Here is a 13,990-nt window from a genome sequence, read left to right on the forward strand (position 1 = left end):
CCGGCAATGCCGCCGACCCTCGTGACCGTCGCCGTCGGCGTCCTCCTGGGGGTCGCGCTGCTCGGGGCCGCCTTCGACCGGAAGTCGATGGCCGTCGTCGTCGCCGCCGCCGCCCTGCCCGACCTCGACGCCCTCCTCAGCCTGTGGATCCACGGCGCGACCAACGCCGCCCTCCACACGCTGTTCGTCCCCCTCGCCGCTGGAGCCGTCCTCTACTACGACACCTCCCGAGAGGAATCGTGGCTCCGCTCCCGCTACGGCTGGTACGGCGTCCGGATCGCCTGGGTCGCCGTCGCCGTCTACGCCGTCGCCGGTATCGGGCTGGACCTGTTCAACATCCAGAGTGCGGCCGTACTGTACCCCGTCTCGAACCGCTACTTCGCCATCGTCGGCAAACTCGTCCTCTCGACGCAGGAGGGCGTCGTCCAGACCTACGTCGAGTTCGGCGACGGCTGGCTGGTCGCCGCCACCCAGGGCACGACCGAGAGCCGCCACATGGCCTCGTGGGTCAACCCCACGCCCGGCACGTCCAACCCCCCGGGCGTCGACCGGCAGGTCCACCTCGTCGACTCGGGGTGGCAACTCGTCGTCGTCGCGGCGGCCGCGGCGATCCTGCCGGCCCGCGCCCTCGTCGAACGGAGGGGTCGCTGATGCCCTCCTCGGTCGTCCACGCCGGACTCGCCTTCCTCCTGGCGGTCGGCCTGCTCGGGACCTACTACGACAGGCGGGCGCTGGTCGTCGTCGTCGGCGTCCTGCTTTTCCCGGAGGCCGACACGCTGGCGGGACTCGTCCTCGACGGCGCCCACCGGGCGCTGCTGCACAACCTCCTCCTCCCGCTCGCCGTCGGGGCGGTGCTGTACTGGGACACCGCCCGCGAGAAGTCGTGGCTGCGGGCGCGGTTCGGCGCCGCCGCCGCCCGAATCGCGTGGGTCGGTCTCTTCGTCCACGTCTTCGCCCACGTCGCGCTCGACTGGTACCACCTCGAGGGGGTCAACCTGTTTTACCCCGCCATCGACCGGTTCTTCCAGCTCGGCGGACGGGCGTACCTCTCGACCGCCGACGGGTTCGTCCAGACGTTCGTCGAGATCACCGCCGACCCCGACACCGGAACGACGACCGTCGACGCCGGCCAGAGCGGGACCACCAGCAACACCCACGTCGCCAACCCGGCCCAGCCGTCCGACGAACCGGGTCCGGGACCGACCGACCGCCGGGCGCCCGTCGCGGTCCGGGGGTGGCAGCTGTACTTCGTCGTCACCGGACTCCTCACGCTGGGTGCGAAGCGACTACAGTCCTCGCCCCCGGACGACGAGTAGATGGACGCGACGGACTCGGTCGGGCTGCGACCGTACGACCCCGACGACGACCGGGCGGCGCTGTGGGCGCTGAAGACCGACTTCGAGACGGCGCTGGGTGCCGGCGGCGGCGAGGAGAAGGCTGCGAGCTACGAGGAGAAACTGACCGACGACTACCGGCGGCGGTGGCTGGCGTGGGTCGACCGCTGCGTCGACGACGAGTCACGCTGTGTGACCGTCGCGGAGGCGGCGGACGGCGAACTCGTCGGCTACGTCTTCCTGTTGCCCGAGCGACTGGCGTTCGTCTGGGACGCCGCGGTCGTGAACGAACTCTACGTCGCCCCGGCGTCCCGCGGGACTGGCGTCGCCGACGACCTCTTGGCGGCGGCGACGGCGCTGGCCGAAGCGCAGGACCTCCCGCTGGAGCGGTTGCTGCTCGACGTCGACCCCGGCAACGAGCGCGCCCGCGCCTTCTACGAGCGGCACGGCTTCGAGCCGTGGGGCGAAATCGTCGCCCGCCCGCTAGGAGAGGACTGACTGCTCGTCGGTCGTCGCGGCGGCGACGACGCCGCCCAGCGCGCCGAAGACGGCGGGATAGAGCAGCCCCGCGAGGACGAGCGCGGGCAGCAGCGCCGGCGCCCCGGATGCGTCGCCGACGGTCACCTCGAACAGGAAGACGCCTGCCACCGACAGCACGAGGTAGCCGGGAACGACGAGCGCGCCCGTGATGGCACCTTCGGCGGTGTCGGCGATGCCGCGGTAGCGACCGATCGCAAGCCCCGCCGCGAAGAGCAAAAGCGGCGGGACGACGAACAGGACCACGGAGAATCCGTCCTCGCCGCCGACGAAGTTCTGCGGGAGCGAGATCGGGACGTTGACGTACCGGATCGAGACGAAGTGGGCGTTGTAGAACACCCACCCGACGAGTTCGTACGTCGCCGAATCACCCTCGGCGAACTGGACGAACCTGTTTATCAGGCTGTCGTCGAGTTCCGTCGCCGAGAGCAGGTACGTGAGGACGTACCCGACGAGCCACGCGACGAGCCCGGCTGCTGCACCCACGACGTACGGCCGACCGTCGTTGTTCTGCCCGACTGACATACTGGTCGTGTGGTCACCCGGGTATAAAAAATGGCTTGTGGCCGGATTACGCCAGCGTTCCTTCGGTGTCGACGCCGTAGACCCGCGCGGGCGTCTCGACGTGGGCGCGATACAGCGCGTCCCCGTAGCCCTCCTGGGCGAGCCACGTCGTCCGACTCGGGACCGTCTTCGGGCCGAAGACGGCCCCCGGTCGGTCGGGGTCGTCGATGAAGTCCGTCTCCATGAAGAAGGGCCAGTCGCCGCCACAGGCCCGCTCGAGTTCGTCCTTGTCGCAGACGACGCTCGGAATCGGACCCTCGACGTAGCCGTCGGCGTAGTGCTTGACGACCCGCTCGCGGGGGAGCCCGGCGGCCTCGGCCCACTCGGCGACCTCCCGGAAGTCCTCGCCGCCCTCGGTGTGTAGCTGGACGGCACAGCCCACCTCGGCGCCCCGCTGGAAGGCGTGGCGCATCACCTCGTTGGAGGCCGCCCAGACGGCGTCGTCGACATCGTAGTGGGGTCGGCCGGACTTGATGGCCAACGCCGGGCCGTCGGCGGCGTACTCGGCGGCCACGTCGATACCGGTCCGCATGAGGTCGGCGGCCTCGTCGGGGTCGTAGCCGCGGTCGACGAGTCGGGAGACGAGCGCCGGATGCACGCCGAGGACGGGCCAGGCGCGGCCGGGCAGTATCTCGTCGGCTTCCGCCGTCACCTCGACGGTGATGTCGAACGTCTCCCGGAAGCCGTCGGCGTCGTCGACCTCGCCGGCCAGGTTCCAGGAGGGCTTGTTCAGGACGTTCAGGTGGGTGCCGCCGGCCTCGGCGAACTCGGCGGCGGCCTCGGCACCCCGGCCGTTGACCGGGTCGAGGTGGAGGTGGTTGTCGAGGACGGGTCCGTCGTACATGCCCGCCCCTTCGAGCGGTCGGGCCAAAAGCGGCACGCTCCGGGCGGCCCGGGCCTCACCCCCGGAGCAACTCGAAGGTGCCGACGGTCTCGCCGACCACCCAGCCGACGAAGACGAGGTAGGCGACGAGGAGCGCGTACGCCTCCGGGTCGGTCAGCGAGAGGTCCGTCCGCAGGAACGCGAAGAGCAGTACCGTCGCCACGGTCAGCACGCCCATCATCGGCGCCGCGACGGTGAAGGAGACGGTGGCGCTGCCGGCGATGAGCACGCCGATCGGAATCGCAACCAGCAGGTCGAACGTGTTGCTCCCGAGGACGTTCCCGAGGCTGGTGACGGTTCGGCCGCCCCGGGCTGCCCGGACGCTGACGAGCGCGTCCGGCAGGCTCGTCGCCGCCGCGATGATGGTCACGCCCGCGAGGAACTCCGGGATGTCGAAGGTGGCGTTCAGCCCGTTGACGGCCCCGACGAGCAACTCGACGGCGACGAGGATGACGACCAGGCCGACCGCCAGCCACCCCCACTCCCGGCGCACGTCGATGTCGCTGCCGGCGTCGTCGCCGTCGTAGTCGCCGACGTCCTGCCACTGGATGAACAGGTACAGCCCGTAGACCGAGAGCGGAATCGTTGCGAGCAGCCGGGTGACGCTCCCGTCGAGGGTCGTCCCGCCGTCGACCGGGAAGTAGATGATGGCCAGCGCGAACGTGATGACGAGCGTCGAGACGGCGAGCATGTAGAACTGCGCCTCCTTGTAGACGACCGTCCGGTCCACGTCGAGGGGGTTCTTCGTCACGATGCCGGAGACGGCGGGGATGACGAGGATGTTGAAGATCGCGGACCCGACGATGGCGCCGACGCCCATCCCGAAGGAGTCTTCGAGGGCAGTGATGACGACGCTGGCCAGTTCGGGGAAACTCGACCCCACGGCCACGACGACCGACCCCTGCACCACCGGCGGCAGCCCGTAGTACGCCGAGAGGTCCTCGGCGGAGCGCTCCAGCCACCCGCTCCCGGCCCATATCATCGCCGTGGTGACGGCGACGACGGCGACGTACACCGCCGTACTGTCGGGCAGGAGACCGCCCAGGACCGTCATCGGCAGCCCTCCGTCGGGGTGGTGTCGTTCCGGCCGACGGCCGGAACGACCGCGCCGGGCGCGGGGAGTGTGATACCGGCAGCCATGGTCACTCCAGGGTTATCTCGTCGTTGGCGGCGTTTCTGAGCGCGTCCGAGCGGCCGTGGACGCCGGGCGCGACCGCGACCGTCCGGAGGCCACGCTTTGCCGCCGTCTCCAGCACCGGCTTGAAGTCCGTGTCCCGGGAGACGACCACGAGCGTGTCGAACTGCCCGGCAGTGACGCCCTCGACGGCGTCGACGGCGAGTTTCACGTCGACGTCGCCGCTGGTCGTCACCACCTCGAACCCGCGGGCCTCCGCGGCCTGTATCAGGCCGGCGCTGGCGTTCTCGTCGACGTAGACCCGCGAGACCGCGACCGGCCCCTCCTCGCGGGCTATCTCCCGAAGGTCATCGAGGTCGACGTCGAACTCCGAGCGGAAGACGTTCGGGCCGTCGACGAAGATACCGACCCGCCTCGCCCGGCCGCGGAGTCGATCCAGCAGTCCCATATTCGGCCTCCGGGGGCCCTCGTCAAATCGCTGACGGTCGGACGGAAGGACTTACTCCCCGGCCGCCGAGGCCCCGGGTATGTCACTCAGAGCGCCGCCGCTGGCCGCCGCCCACGCCGACGCGGGCGCGAAACTGACCGAGTTCGGCGGCTGGGAGATGCCCGTCGAGTTCGACTCCATCCGCACCGAACACGAGGCCGTCCGGACGGCCGCCGGCAAGTTCGACGTCTCCCACATGGGCCAGATCGAGGTGTCGGGACCGGACGCGGCCGAACTGATGGACCGCCTGACCACGAACGATATTTCCGCCCTCGGCCCCGGTGACGCTCAGTACGCCGCCATCACCGACGAGGACGGTCACATGCTGGACGACACCGTCGTCTACCGACTCCCGGAGGGGGACGGCTACCTCTTCGTCCCGAACGCGGGCCACGACGCCGAGACCCACGAGCGGTGGGTCGACCACGCCGAGGCGTGGGACCTGACGGCGACCGTCGACAACCGGACCGACGAGTACGGGATGGTCGCCCTCCAGGGCCCCGACGCCATCGACCTCCTCGGCGACCTGTGCGAGTCGCCGGGCGATATCGGTCGGTTCACCGCCGAGCGCCGGACGATCGGGGGCGCCGACTGTCTCGTCGCCCGCACCGGCTACACCGGCGAGGACGGCGTCGAGGTGCTGTTCGACGCCGACGACGCGGCGGCCGTCTGGGCGGCGCTTGAGTGTCAGCCCTGCGGACTCGGCGCCCGCGACACGCTCCGTCTGGAGTCCGGGTTCCTGCTGTCCGGGCAGGACTTCCACCCCGAGGAGAACCCCCGGACGCCGTTCGAGGCGGGCATCGGCTTCGTCGTCGACCTCGACACCGAGTTCGTCGGCCGCGAGGCCCTCGAACGGCAGCAGGAGACGGGCGTCGAGGAGACGCTCGTCGGCTTCCGTCTCCGCGAGCGCGGCATCGCGCGCCACGGCCACGAGATAGTCGTCGACGGCGACGTCGTCGGGACGGTCACCAGCGGGACGATGAGTCCGACGCTCGGCGACGCCATCGCCCTCGGGTACGTCCCGGTCGCACACGCCGACCCGGGGACGGCGCTTTCGGTGGTCGTCCGGGGCGAAGAGAAGCGGGCCGAGGTCGAGTCGCTGCCCTTCTACGAGCAATCCTAACCCGGCGATGTCAGGCGACGACGAGCCAGGCGCCGAACACCGCGAGCGCGCCGGCGACGGTGCTGGCGACGGCGTGGACGCGCATGCGGTCCAGCAGCGCGTGGGCGTCGGCGTCAACGCCGGCCGCCTCGGTCACCTCGCCGCCGACCTCGCACTCCGGCAAAAAGTCCATGGCGACGTGGAGGAAGACGCCGGCGGCGAACCCGAAGATGGCGGCGTTGACGGCGGGCGTGCTGGGCGGCTGCAACAGTGCCGTCGGAATCGCCGTCAGGCCGACGCCCGCCGACGGCAACAGCAGCACCGAAACCGGCTCGTCGGCGCCCCGGAGCCTGCGGGCCGCCGCGTAGCCCGCAGGTCCCTTGTGGGAGACGATGGACAGTCCGAGCAGGAGCCCCAGCCCCGGCAGCGCCGCGTACACCAGCCCGATGATGGCGCCGGCCGAAAGCGAGTGGGCCGCCAACTGTGCCGGCGCGCTGTCGAAGGCCTCGCGGTGGCTGAGGCGGTGCCCGACGGTGTGGCCGCTGTATCCCCCGAGTAGGCCGGCTGCGACGCCGAACCCGCCGACCGCCGAGTCGAAGCCGATGGCCTGCGGTACGAGAAAGACCGCGGCGCTCGTGACCATCGCGCCGCTGGCGAGACCGTAGCCCCACACGAGTCCGACGGCGTCCTCCCCGTCGGTGCGGGCCCCCAGGGCCGCCGCGCCGGCCATCGCGGCGAAGGCCACCCACGAGATGACGAGCACCTTCCAGGGGGCGCCCGCCAGTACCAGTCCCGTCAGTCCAACCAGCCCGACGACGCCGGCGACGCCGACCAGGGAGGGGCGGTCCAGTCCGATGTTCGCGCTTCCGGTATCCGTTCCCATCTACCCGAAACTACTAACATAGGAACTGATAATACCATCGATTCACAAATACAGGAGAATTCTTAATAACCCCGAGCGAACCGCCGGGCCGGGCGATACAAGAGTCCCCGGCGAGAGGGAGCGTGTATGGAGCTTTCGGAGTTCTGCGACCGGCTGGACGACCGGCTGGATCACGGCGCCTACGCCGACGTCGACGCGAGTCCGAACGGCCTGCAGGTCGGGCGCGCGGACGGACGCGAGGTCGAACGCGTCGCCGTCGCCGTCGACGGCGTCGAGGCGACCGCGACGGCGGCAGCGGAGGCGGGTGCGGACCTGCTCGTCGTCCACCACGGGATGGTCTGGGGCGGTCTCGACCGGGTGACGGGCCGGGAGTACGACCGCGTCGCCGCGCTCGTCGAGAACGACCTCTCGCTGTACGTCTCCCATCTCCCGCTGGACGGCCACGACGAACTCGGCAACGCCGCACGGCTGGCCGACTTCCTCGACTGCGAGGTGACCGGACCGTTCGGCGAACTGGGCGGCGTCACCATCGGTCAGCGGGCCAGCGCCGCCGACCCCTACACGGTCGAGGGGCTGCGGGACCGGCTGTCGGCCCTGGACACCGGCGGGAAACCCGTCGACGTGCTGGACTTCGGTCCCGACCGCATCGAGGACGTCGGCATCGTCACCGGCGGCGGCGCCGACTGGGTGCGCGAGGCGGCCGAGACCGGCGTCGACGCCTTCGTCACCGGCGAGGGAAAACAGAAGGTCTACCACGAGGCCCGCGAGGCCGGTCTGAACGTCTTCCTGGCGGGCCACTACGCCACCGAGACGTTCGGCGTCCGGGCGCTGGCGGACCTGGCCGAGTCGTGGGGGCTGGAGACGACGTTCCTCGAACACCCGACCGGGCTGTAGGCGCTCGCTGGAGGGGCGGCTCCCGGTCGCCCCGGACAGGTTTCAACACTCCGGCGTGTCAACCGCCGGCACATGGACGAAGCGAGCGGGCAGAACATCGACGGTGAGGCGCCGGTGGCCGAGACCGTAGTCGAGACCGAGGGAGCAACGGTCACCGAGAACGCCGAACTCGAGCGCACGCTCGGCCTCTCGGGGGGGCTGGCCATCGGCATCGGGACGATGATCGGCGCCGGCATCTTCGTCTTTCCCGGCCTGGCGGCGGGGCGTGCCGGGCCCGCCGCGGCGGCCTCCTTCGCCATCGGCGCGGTGATCGCGCTGCTCGTGGCGCTGCCGGCCTCCGAGCTGGCGACCGCGATGCCGAAGTCCGGCGGCGGTTACTACTTCATCTCGCGGGGGCTGGGCGCGCTCGCCGGAGCCGTGGTCGGTCTCTCGCTCTGGTTCGGGCTGGTGTTCGCAACGGCGTTTTACCTCGTCGGCTTCGGTTTCTACGCCGTCGACGCGCTGGGACTGGCGGGCGTCGCCGCCGGCGAGGGACTGGTCATCCCCATCGCGCTGCTGGTCGGCGCAGGCTTTACAGTCCTGAACGTGACCGGCACGGAGAACGCCGCCAAACTCCAGAACGGCGTCGTCGCGCTGCTTTTGGCGATACTCGGCGTCTTCCTCACGTTCGGCGTCCTCGACGCCGTGGGGGTCGTCGGTCGACCGACCGCACCGGAGCGGTTCGCACCGTTCGGTCCCTTTCCCGTCCTCTCGACGGCTGCCCTGGTCTTCACCTCGTATCTCGGCTTCGCACAGGTGGCGACCGTCGCCGGCGAGATGAAGGCGCCCGGCCGGAACCTGCCGCTGGCGATGGTCGGGTCGGTCCTCGTCGTCGGCGTCCTCTACGTGGCGACCATCTTCGTTGCGACGAGCGCGATCGGCAGCGAGGCGCTGGGTCGACTCGGAGAGACCGCGATGGTCGAGGTCGGCGGCGAGTTGCTCGGGCCGGCAGGCGCGCTGGCCATCGTCTTCGGCGGCCTGCTGGCGACGATGTCGAGCGCGAACGCGTCGGTCCTCTCGACGTCGCGGGCCATCTACGCCGTCTCGAAGGACGCGCTGTTGCCGCGACGGGCCAGCCGGATCAATCTCCGGTACGGCACGCCCCACGTCGCGCTGGGGCTGGCCGGTGGACCCATCCTGGCGCTGACCGCGACGGGCCAGGTCGAGATACTCGCCGAGGTCGCTTCCTTCCTCCATCTCGTGATGTACGGGCTGATGTGCGTGGCACTGATAGCACTCCGTCGGGACGAACCCGAGTGGTACGACCCGGACTTCCGCGTGCCCGGCTACCCCGCGGTACCGGTCGTCGGCGCCGTCGCGAGCTTCGCGCTCATCGGGTTCATGCAGCGGCTCTCGCAGGTCGTCGGCCTCGCCATCATGGCCGCCACGGCCGGGTGGTACTTCTATTACGCCGGGGACGTGAAACTCAAGGGGGCTCTCTGATGACCCGCGTGCTCGTTCCCGTCGAGATACTGGAGGGCGAGTCGGTCGCCGCCGGCCTGATGGACCTGCTCGGCACCGTCGACGTGACGGTGCTCGGCTACCACGTCCTGCCGGAGCAGACGCCGCCGGACCAGGCCCGCGAGCAGTACGAGGAGCGGGCCGTCTCGGCGCTGGAGGACGTCGCCGACGAGTTCCGCGCGGCGGGCGGGGCCACCGAACCCCGGCTCGTCTTCACCCACGACCGCCAGCAGACGGTCGACCGGGTCGCCGACGAGGTCGGCGCCCGTGCCTACGCCATCAACGGCGCGACCGGCGAGGTCGAGCGCCTCCTCGTCCCGCTATCGGGCGACGTGGCGGTCGACCGCGTCCTCGGGTTCGTCGCCGACCTCGTCGGCAACCGTGACATCGCCGTGACCCTCTTTCTCGCCAGCGCGTCCGAGGGGGCCGGCGAGCGGCTGGAGCGGGCCGCGAGCCGGCTCCGCGAGGCCGGCATCGAGACGACGACCGAACACGTCCTCGCCGGCGACCCGTTCGACGCGCTGGTCGAGGCCGTCCCCGACCACGACGCCATCGTGATGGGCCAGGCGGCGCCGTCGCTGTCCGCCTTCCTGTTCGGAGACGAGGCCGAACGCCTCGCGGCAGCCTCCGTCGGCCCGGTGCTCGTCGTCCGGTCCGTGGAGGGGCTGGACGGCTAGCGGGTCGCCCGCTTCCACTCCCCGAGACCGACCACCTCGCCGTCGACCGTCCCGGCGTCGGCCGCCGTCGCCGCCCACCAGAACATCGGCGCGACGTCCTCGGGCGCCCGGCCCTGCATGTGGTTCGTCAACTCGGTTTCGACCTGGCCGAGGTCGAGCACGCCGACGACGGCGTCCAGTTCCGCGGCGAACTGGCGGACGACGGCCTCGGCGCCGGCCTTCGAGACGGCGTAGGCGCCGAACCCGCTCTTGGCCTCGCGGGCGACGGCCCCCGAGGGGACGAACGCGCGGGCGCCCTCGGTGAGGTGCGGGACGGCCTCCCGGATGGTCGTGAAGACGCCCCGGACGTTCACCCGGAGCGTGTCGTCGAACCCCGAGTAGCTCTCCTCGTCTAGCGGCGTCTCGCCCGGGGCGCCGTGGTAGACGCCGGCGTTGGCGACGACGCAGTCGATGCCGCCGGTCTCGCCCGCCCGCGCCGCCGTCTCCATCAGCCGCTCGACGTCGTACTCGTCGCGGACGTCGGCCCGCATCGCCGTCGCCGCGCCGCCCGCCGCCGAGACCTTCCCGGCGACGGCGTCGAGTTCCTCGGCGTCCCTCGCACACAGCACGACGTGGACGCCCTCGGCCGCGAACCGGCGGGCGACCGCCTCCCCGACGCCGCGGGAGGCACCGGTGACGACAGCAGTGTCCATACCGTCGGGTCGGCCGGCGGCGACAAGGACGTTTCCCAAGGGGTCCGGATTTCCCACACACCCGTTTTAATGGGGGTTCCGAACAAAGGACGAGGTATGTCCACCGACGAGTCAGTCGTCGTCGTCGGATCCGGCTTCGGCGGCCTCTCGACGGCCTGCTACCTCGCCGACGCCGGTCTCGACGTGACGGTGCTGGAGAAGAACGAACAGCTTGGGGGCCGCGCCTCCGTGCTGGAGACCGATGGCTTCCGGTTCGACATGGGGCCCTCCTGGTACCTGATGCCCGACGTCTTCGAGCGGTTCTTCTCGCACTTCGGCCGCGAGCCGTCGGACTTCTACCGTCTCGAACGGCTCGACCCCCACTACCGCATCTTCTTCAAGGACGGCGACTCCGTCGCGGTGACCGACGACCGCGAGGAGATGTACGACCTCTTCGAGTCCTACGAGGACGGCGCGGGCGCGGCCCTGGAGTCGTACCTCGACACCTCCGAGACCCACTACGAGGTGGCCATGGAGGACTTCGTCTACACCGACCGACCGCGGCTCCGGGACTGGATCGACCTCGACGTCATGCGTGCAGCGCCCATCGGTCTCCAGTTGCTCGGCACGATGGACGACTATGTCGACGACTACTTCGAGCACCCGAAGCTCAAACAGATCGCCCAGTACTCGCTGGTCTTCCTCGGGGGCGCGCCCTCGAACACGCCGGCGCTGTACAACATGATGAGCCACGTCGACTTCAACCTCGGCGTCCACTACCCCGAGGACGGCATGCGGTCGGTCGTCGACGCCTGCGTCGAGTTGGGCCGGCAACTCGGCGTCGACTACGTCACGGACGCCGAGGTGACCGAAATCGTCAATCGGAAGTCGGGGTTCGTCGTCGAGAACCGGGCCGGCGACGTCCGCGCCGACTACGTCGTCAGCGACGCCGACTACGCCCACACCGAGCAGGAACTGCTCCCCGAACACGAACGGCAGTACGACGAGGAGTACTGGGACTCCCGGACGTACGCTCCCTCGGCGTTCCTCATGTACATGGGCGTCGAGGGCGACGTCGAACCGCTGGCGCACCACACGCTGGTGTTGCCGACCGACTGGGACGGCCACTTCGAGCAGATATTCGACGACCCCGCCTGGCCCGAGGACCCCGCCTACTACCTCTGTGTCCCCTCGAAGACCGACGACGACGTCGCCCCCGAGGGCCACTCGAACCTCTTCGCGCTCGTCCCCATCGCGCCCGGTCTCGACGACACCGAGGAGGTCCGCACCTGGTACCGGGACCTCCTCTTGGACGACATCGCCGCCAACACCGGCGTCGACCTCCGGGACCGCATCGTCTTCGAGGAGACCTTCGCCGTCTCGGAGTTCGCCGACCGGTACAACAGCCGCGAGGGGACCGCCCTGGGACTGGCCCACACGCTCCGACAGACCGCACTCCTCCGGCCGCCGCACCGCTCGGAGGACTGCCCGGGACTGTACTTCACCGGCTCCTACACCACGCCCGGCATCGGCGTCCCGATGTGTCTCATCAGCGGCGAGCACACCGCCGACGCGCTGCTGGAAGATACCCAGGCCTAATTACCCCGCGTCCGAACGACCCACGTCTCCACGCATGACGGACACGCTCCTGGACCGGACGCTGCCCAGCGAGACGACGCGGGCGGGCTACGTCCTCCGGATGTCCCGGCCGCGCTTCTGGCTCTACCTCGCCGGGCCGGTGGTCGTCGGCGTCGCCTACGGCGCCGACGGGCCCGCCGAACTGTTCGCCCCCGTCGCCGTCGCGCTGTTCGCGTACTTCCTCCTGCCGGCGAACGTCTTCCTCTACGGCGTCAACGACGTCTTCGACGCCGACATCGACGAGGGCAACCCGAAGAAGGACGACCGCGAGGTCCGCTACCGGGGCGACCGCCTCGTGCCGGCGCTGGTCGTCCTCACCGGCGCGGCCGGTCTCGCCTTCCTCCCGCTGTTGCCGACGGCCGGCGCCGCCGCGATGGTCGCCTTCCTCCTCCTGGCCGCCGAGTACTCCGCGCCGCCGCTGCGGTTCAAGACGACGCCGTTTCTCGACTCGGTCTCGAACGGGCTGTACGTCCTGCCGGGCGTCGTCGCCTACGCCGCCCTCGCCGGTCGGGCGCCGCCACTCCTGGCCGTTGCCGGCGGCTGGCTGTGGGCGATGGGGATGCACACCTTCTCGGCCATTCCCGACATCGAACCCGACCGCCGGGCGGGGATTCGGACGACGGCGACCGTCCTCGGCGAGCGGCGAACCTACGCCTACTGCGGGTGCTGCTGGCTGGCGGCCGCGGCCGTCTTCGGGGTCGTCCATCCCTTCTTCGCCGCCGTCCTCGGGGTGTACCCGCTGTTCGTCGCCGGCATCGTCGCCGCCGACGTCGACGTCGACCGGGCCTACTGGTGGTTCCCGGCGGTCAACACCGTCGCCGGCATGGCCCTGACGCTGGCCGCGCTGTGGGTGATGCTGTATGGCTAGCGTCGAGTTGCCGGCGCGGGGCCGCTTGGAGGCCCGCCTCGACGAACTCGTCGTCGAGAACCGCTTCACCATCGCCGTCGTCTTCCCGGCGCTGGGTGCGGTGACGCTGCTTGCCTCCGCCGAGGGGCTGTTACCCGGGCCGCTCTCCTTCAACCCCTACTTCCTCCTGTTCGGCGTCGCGGTGATGCGGCTGCCGCTCGTGGCCGGACTCGCGCCCGTCTTCACGCGGCGGGCCGCCGCCGGTTTCGCCGCCCTCTGTGGCTACACCTACGCCGTCGAACTCGTCGGCGTCCGGACCGGCTACCCCTACGGCGCCTTCGAGTACGGCATCGACCTCGGGCCGATGGTCGCAGGGATTCCGGCCGCGCTGCCGCTGTTCTTCGTCCCGCTCGTGGTCAACGCCTACCTCCTGTCGCTGCTCCTGTTCGGCGACGCCGCCCGCCGGGCGACCGTCCGCGTGCCGGTCGTCGCCGCCGCCGTCGTCGGGATGGATCTCGTGCTCGACCCCGGCGCCGTCGCCGTCGGCTTCTGGGCCTACGAGGCCGGCGGCCTCTACTACGGCGTGCCGTGGCTCAACTTCGCCGGGTGGGTGCTGTCGGCGACCGTCTCCGTCCTGCTCGTCGACGCCGCCCTGGACCGGGAGCGCGTCCTCGGGCGCCTGGAGTCCTGCCGGTTCATGCTCGACGACCTGGTGAGCTTCGTCATCCTGTGGGGGACGATCAACCTCTACTTCGGCAACTGGGTGCCGGCGGCGCTTTCGGCGGCCTACGGTTACGGTCTCTACCGGACCGACCGCTTCGACTTCCCCGAGCGGTGA

The 13,990-nt window shown here is 70.6% G+C and carries 16 protein-coding genes; 10 read left to right on the top strand and 6 right to left on the bottom strand.

The features are described 5' to 3' along the window. The first annotated feature begins 6 nt into the window (after nucleotides 1-6). Genes NLF94_RS06855 through NLF94_RS06865 form a run of 3 tightly spaced genes read left to right on the top strand, consistent with a single transcriptional unit; the run spans nucleotide 7 to nucleotide 1,832 of the window. Nucleotides 7-651 carry a metal-dependent hydrolase gene (locus NLF94_RS06855; protein WP_254840718.1) on the top strand — a complete coding sequence of 215 codons (645 nt, stop codon included), beginning with the start codon at nucleotides 7-9 and terminating at the stop codon, nucleotides 649-651. Further along, the gene (locus NLF94_RS06860; protein WP_254840719.1) at nucleotides 651-1,316 is read left to right on the top strand and encodes a metal-dependent hydrolase; all 666 of its coding nucleotides are present in this window, start codon (nucleotides 651-653) and stop codon (nucleotides 1,314-1,316) included. The genes NLF94_RS06855 and NLF94_RS06860 overlap by 1 nt, the downstream gene beginning before the upstream one ends. Beyond that, complete coding sequence (locus tag NLF94_RS06865) at nucleotides 1,317-1,832, top strand: GNAT family N-acetyltransferase (protein WP_254840720.1); 516 nt, start codon at nucleotides 1,317-1,319, stop codon at nucleotides 1,830-1,832. Here NLF94_RS06865 and NLF94_RS06870 read toward each other — a convergent pair. From NLF94_RS06870 to NLF94_RS06885, 4 genes are all read right to left on the bottom strand, one after another. Next, nucleotides 1,818-2,396: a DUF7978 family protein gene (locus tag NLF94_RS06870; RefSeq protein WP_254840721.1), complete on the bottom strand. Its 579-nt coding sequence runs from the start codon at nucleotides 2,394-2,396 to the stop codon at nucleotides 1,818-1,820. The two genes, NLF94_RS06865 and NLF94_RS06870, sit on opposite strands and share 15 nt — an antisense overlap. Before the next feature lie 46 nt (nucleotides 2,397-2,442). Then, nucleotides 2,443-3,279, bottom strand: a complete 837-nt coding sequence (locus tag NLF94_RS06875; RefSeq protein ID WP_254840722.1) for a TatD family hydrolase — start codon at nucleotides 3,277-3,279, stop codon at nucleotides 2,443-2,445. Between the two features lie 55 nt (nucleotides 3,280-3,334). Beyond that, a complete protein-coding gene (locus NLF94_RS06880; protein ID WP_256558716.1) occupies nucleotides 3,335-4,372 on the bottom strand; it encodes a sodium:calcium antiporter in 1,038 nt (345 codons plus the stop codon). Between the two features lie 88 nt (nucleotides 4,373-4,460). Next, nucleotides 4,461-4,901, bottom strand: a complete 441-nt coding sequence (locus tag NLF94_RS06885) for an NYN domain-containing protein (RefSeq protein WP_254840723.1) — start codon at nucleotides 4,899-4,901, stop codon at nucleotides 4,461-4,463. 79 nt (nucleotides 4,902-4,980) lie between these two features. On the opposite strand from NLF94_RS06885, the gene gcvT reads away from it, so the two are divergent. Further along, entirely contained in the window at nucleotides 4,981-6,063 is a 1,083-nt protein-coding gene (gene gcvT, locus NLF94_RS06890) for a glycine cleavage system aminomethyltransferase GcvT (protein ID WP_254840724.1), read from the top strand. A 10-nt stretch (nucleotides 6,064-6,073) separates the two neighbouring features. On the opposite strand, the gene NLF94_RS06895 is transcribed toward gcvT, so the two are convergent. Next, entirely contained in the window at nucleotides 6,074-6,925 is an 852-nt protein-coding gene (locus tag NLF94_RS06895) for a ZIP family metal transporter (RefSeq protein WP_254840725.1), read from the bottom strand. Nucleotides 6,926-7,051: 126 nt separating this feature from the next. On the opposite strand from NLF94_RS06895, the gene NLF94_RS06900 reads away from it, so the two are divergent. From NLF94_RS06900 to NLF94_RS06910, 3 genes are all read left to right on the top strand, one after another. Beyond that, complete coding sequence (locus tag NLF94_RS06900; RefSeq protein ID WP_254840726.1) at nucleotides 7,052-7,819, top strand: Nif3-like dinuclear metal center hexameric protein; 768 nt, start codon at nucleotides 7,052-7,054, stop codon at nucleotides 7,817-7,819. A gap of 72 nt (nucleotides 7,820-7,891) precedes the next feature. After that, complete coding sequence (locus NLF94_RS06905) at nucleotides 7,892-9,301, top strand: APC family permease (protein WP_254840727.1); 1,410 nt, start codon at nucleotides 7,892-7,894, stop codon at nucleotides 9,299-9,301. After that, nucleotides 9,301-9,996: a universal stress protein gene (locus NLF94_RS06910; protein WP_254840728.1), complete on the top strand. Its 696-nt coding sequence runs from the start codon at nucleotides 9,301-9,303 to the stop codon at nucleotides 9,994-9,996. Before NLF94_RS06905 ends, NLF94_RS06910 begins: the two co-directional genes overlap by 1 nt. On the opposite strand, the gene NLF94_RS06915 is transcribed toward NLF94_RS06910, so the two are convergent. Next, nucleotides 9,993-10,688: an SDR family oxidoreductase gene (locus NLF94_RS06915; protein ID WP_254840729.1), complete on the bottom strand. Its 696-nt coding sequence runs from the start codon at nucleotides 10,686-10,688 to the stop codon at nucleotides 9,993-9,995. The genes NLF94_RS06910 and NLF94_RS06915 overlap by 4 nt on opposite strands. A gap of 96 nt (nucleotides 10,689-10,784) precedes the next feature. Here NLF94_RS06915 and crtID point away from each other — a divergent pair, with 96 nt between their 5' ends. Genes crtID through cruF form a run of 3 tightly spaced genes read left to right on the top strand, consistent with a single transcriptional unit; the run spans nucleotide 10,785 to nucleotide 13,990 of the window. Continuing rightward, complete coding sequence (gene crtID / locus NLF94_RS06920) at nucleotides 10,785-12,266, top strand: bifunctional phytoene desaturase/3,4-desaturase (RefSeq protein WP_254840730.1); 1,482 nt, start codon at nucleotides 10,785-10,787, stop codon at nucleotides 12,264-12,266. 34 nt (nucleotides 12,267-12,300) lie between these two features. Next, the gene (locus NLF94_RS06925; protein WP_254840731.1) at nucleotides 12,301-13,173 is read left to right on the top strand and encodes a prenyltransferase; all 873 of its coding nucleotides are present in this window, start codon (nucleotides 12,301-12,303) and stop codon (nucleotides 13,171-13,173) included. Further along, complete coding sequence (cruF, locus tag NLF94_RS06930; RefSeq protein WP_254840732.1) at nucleotides 13,166-13,990, top strand: bisanhydrobacterioruberin hydratase; 825 nt, start codon at nucleotides 13,166-13,168, stop codon at nucleotides 13,988-13,990. The genes NLF94_RS06925 and cruF overlap by 8 nt, the downstream gene beginning before the upstream one ends.

Origin of the sequence: Natronomonas marina (assembly GCF_024298905.1) — an archaeon.
GTDB classification, from domain to species: Archaea; Halobacteriota; Halobacteria; order Halobacteriales; family Haloarculaceae; genus Natronomonas; species Natronomonas marina.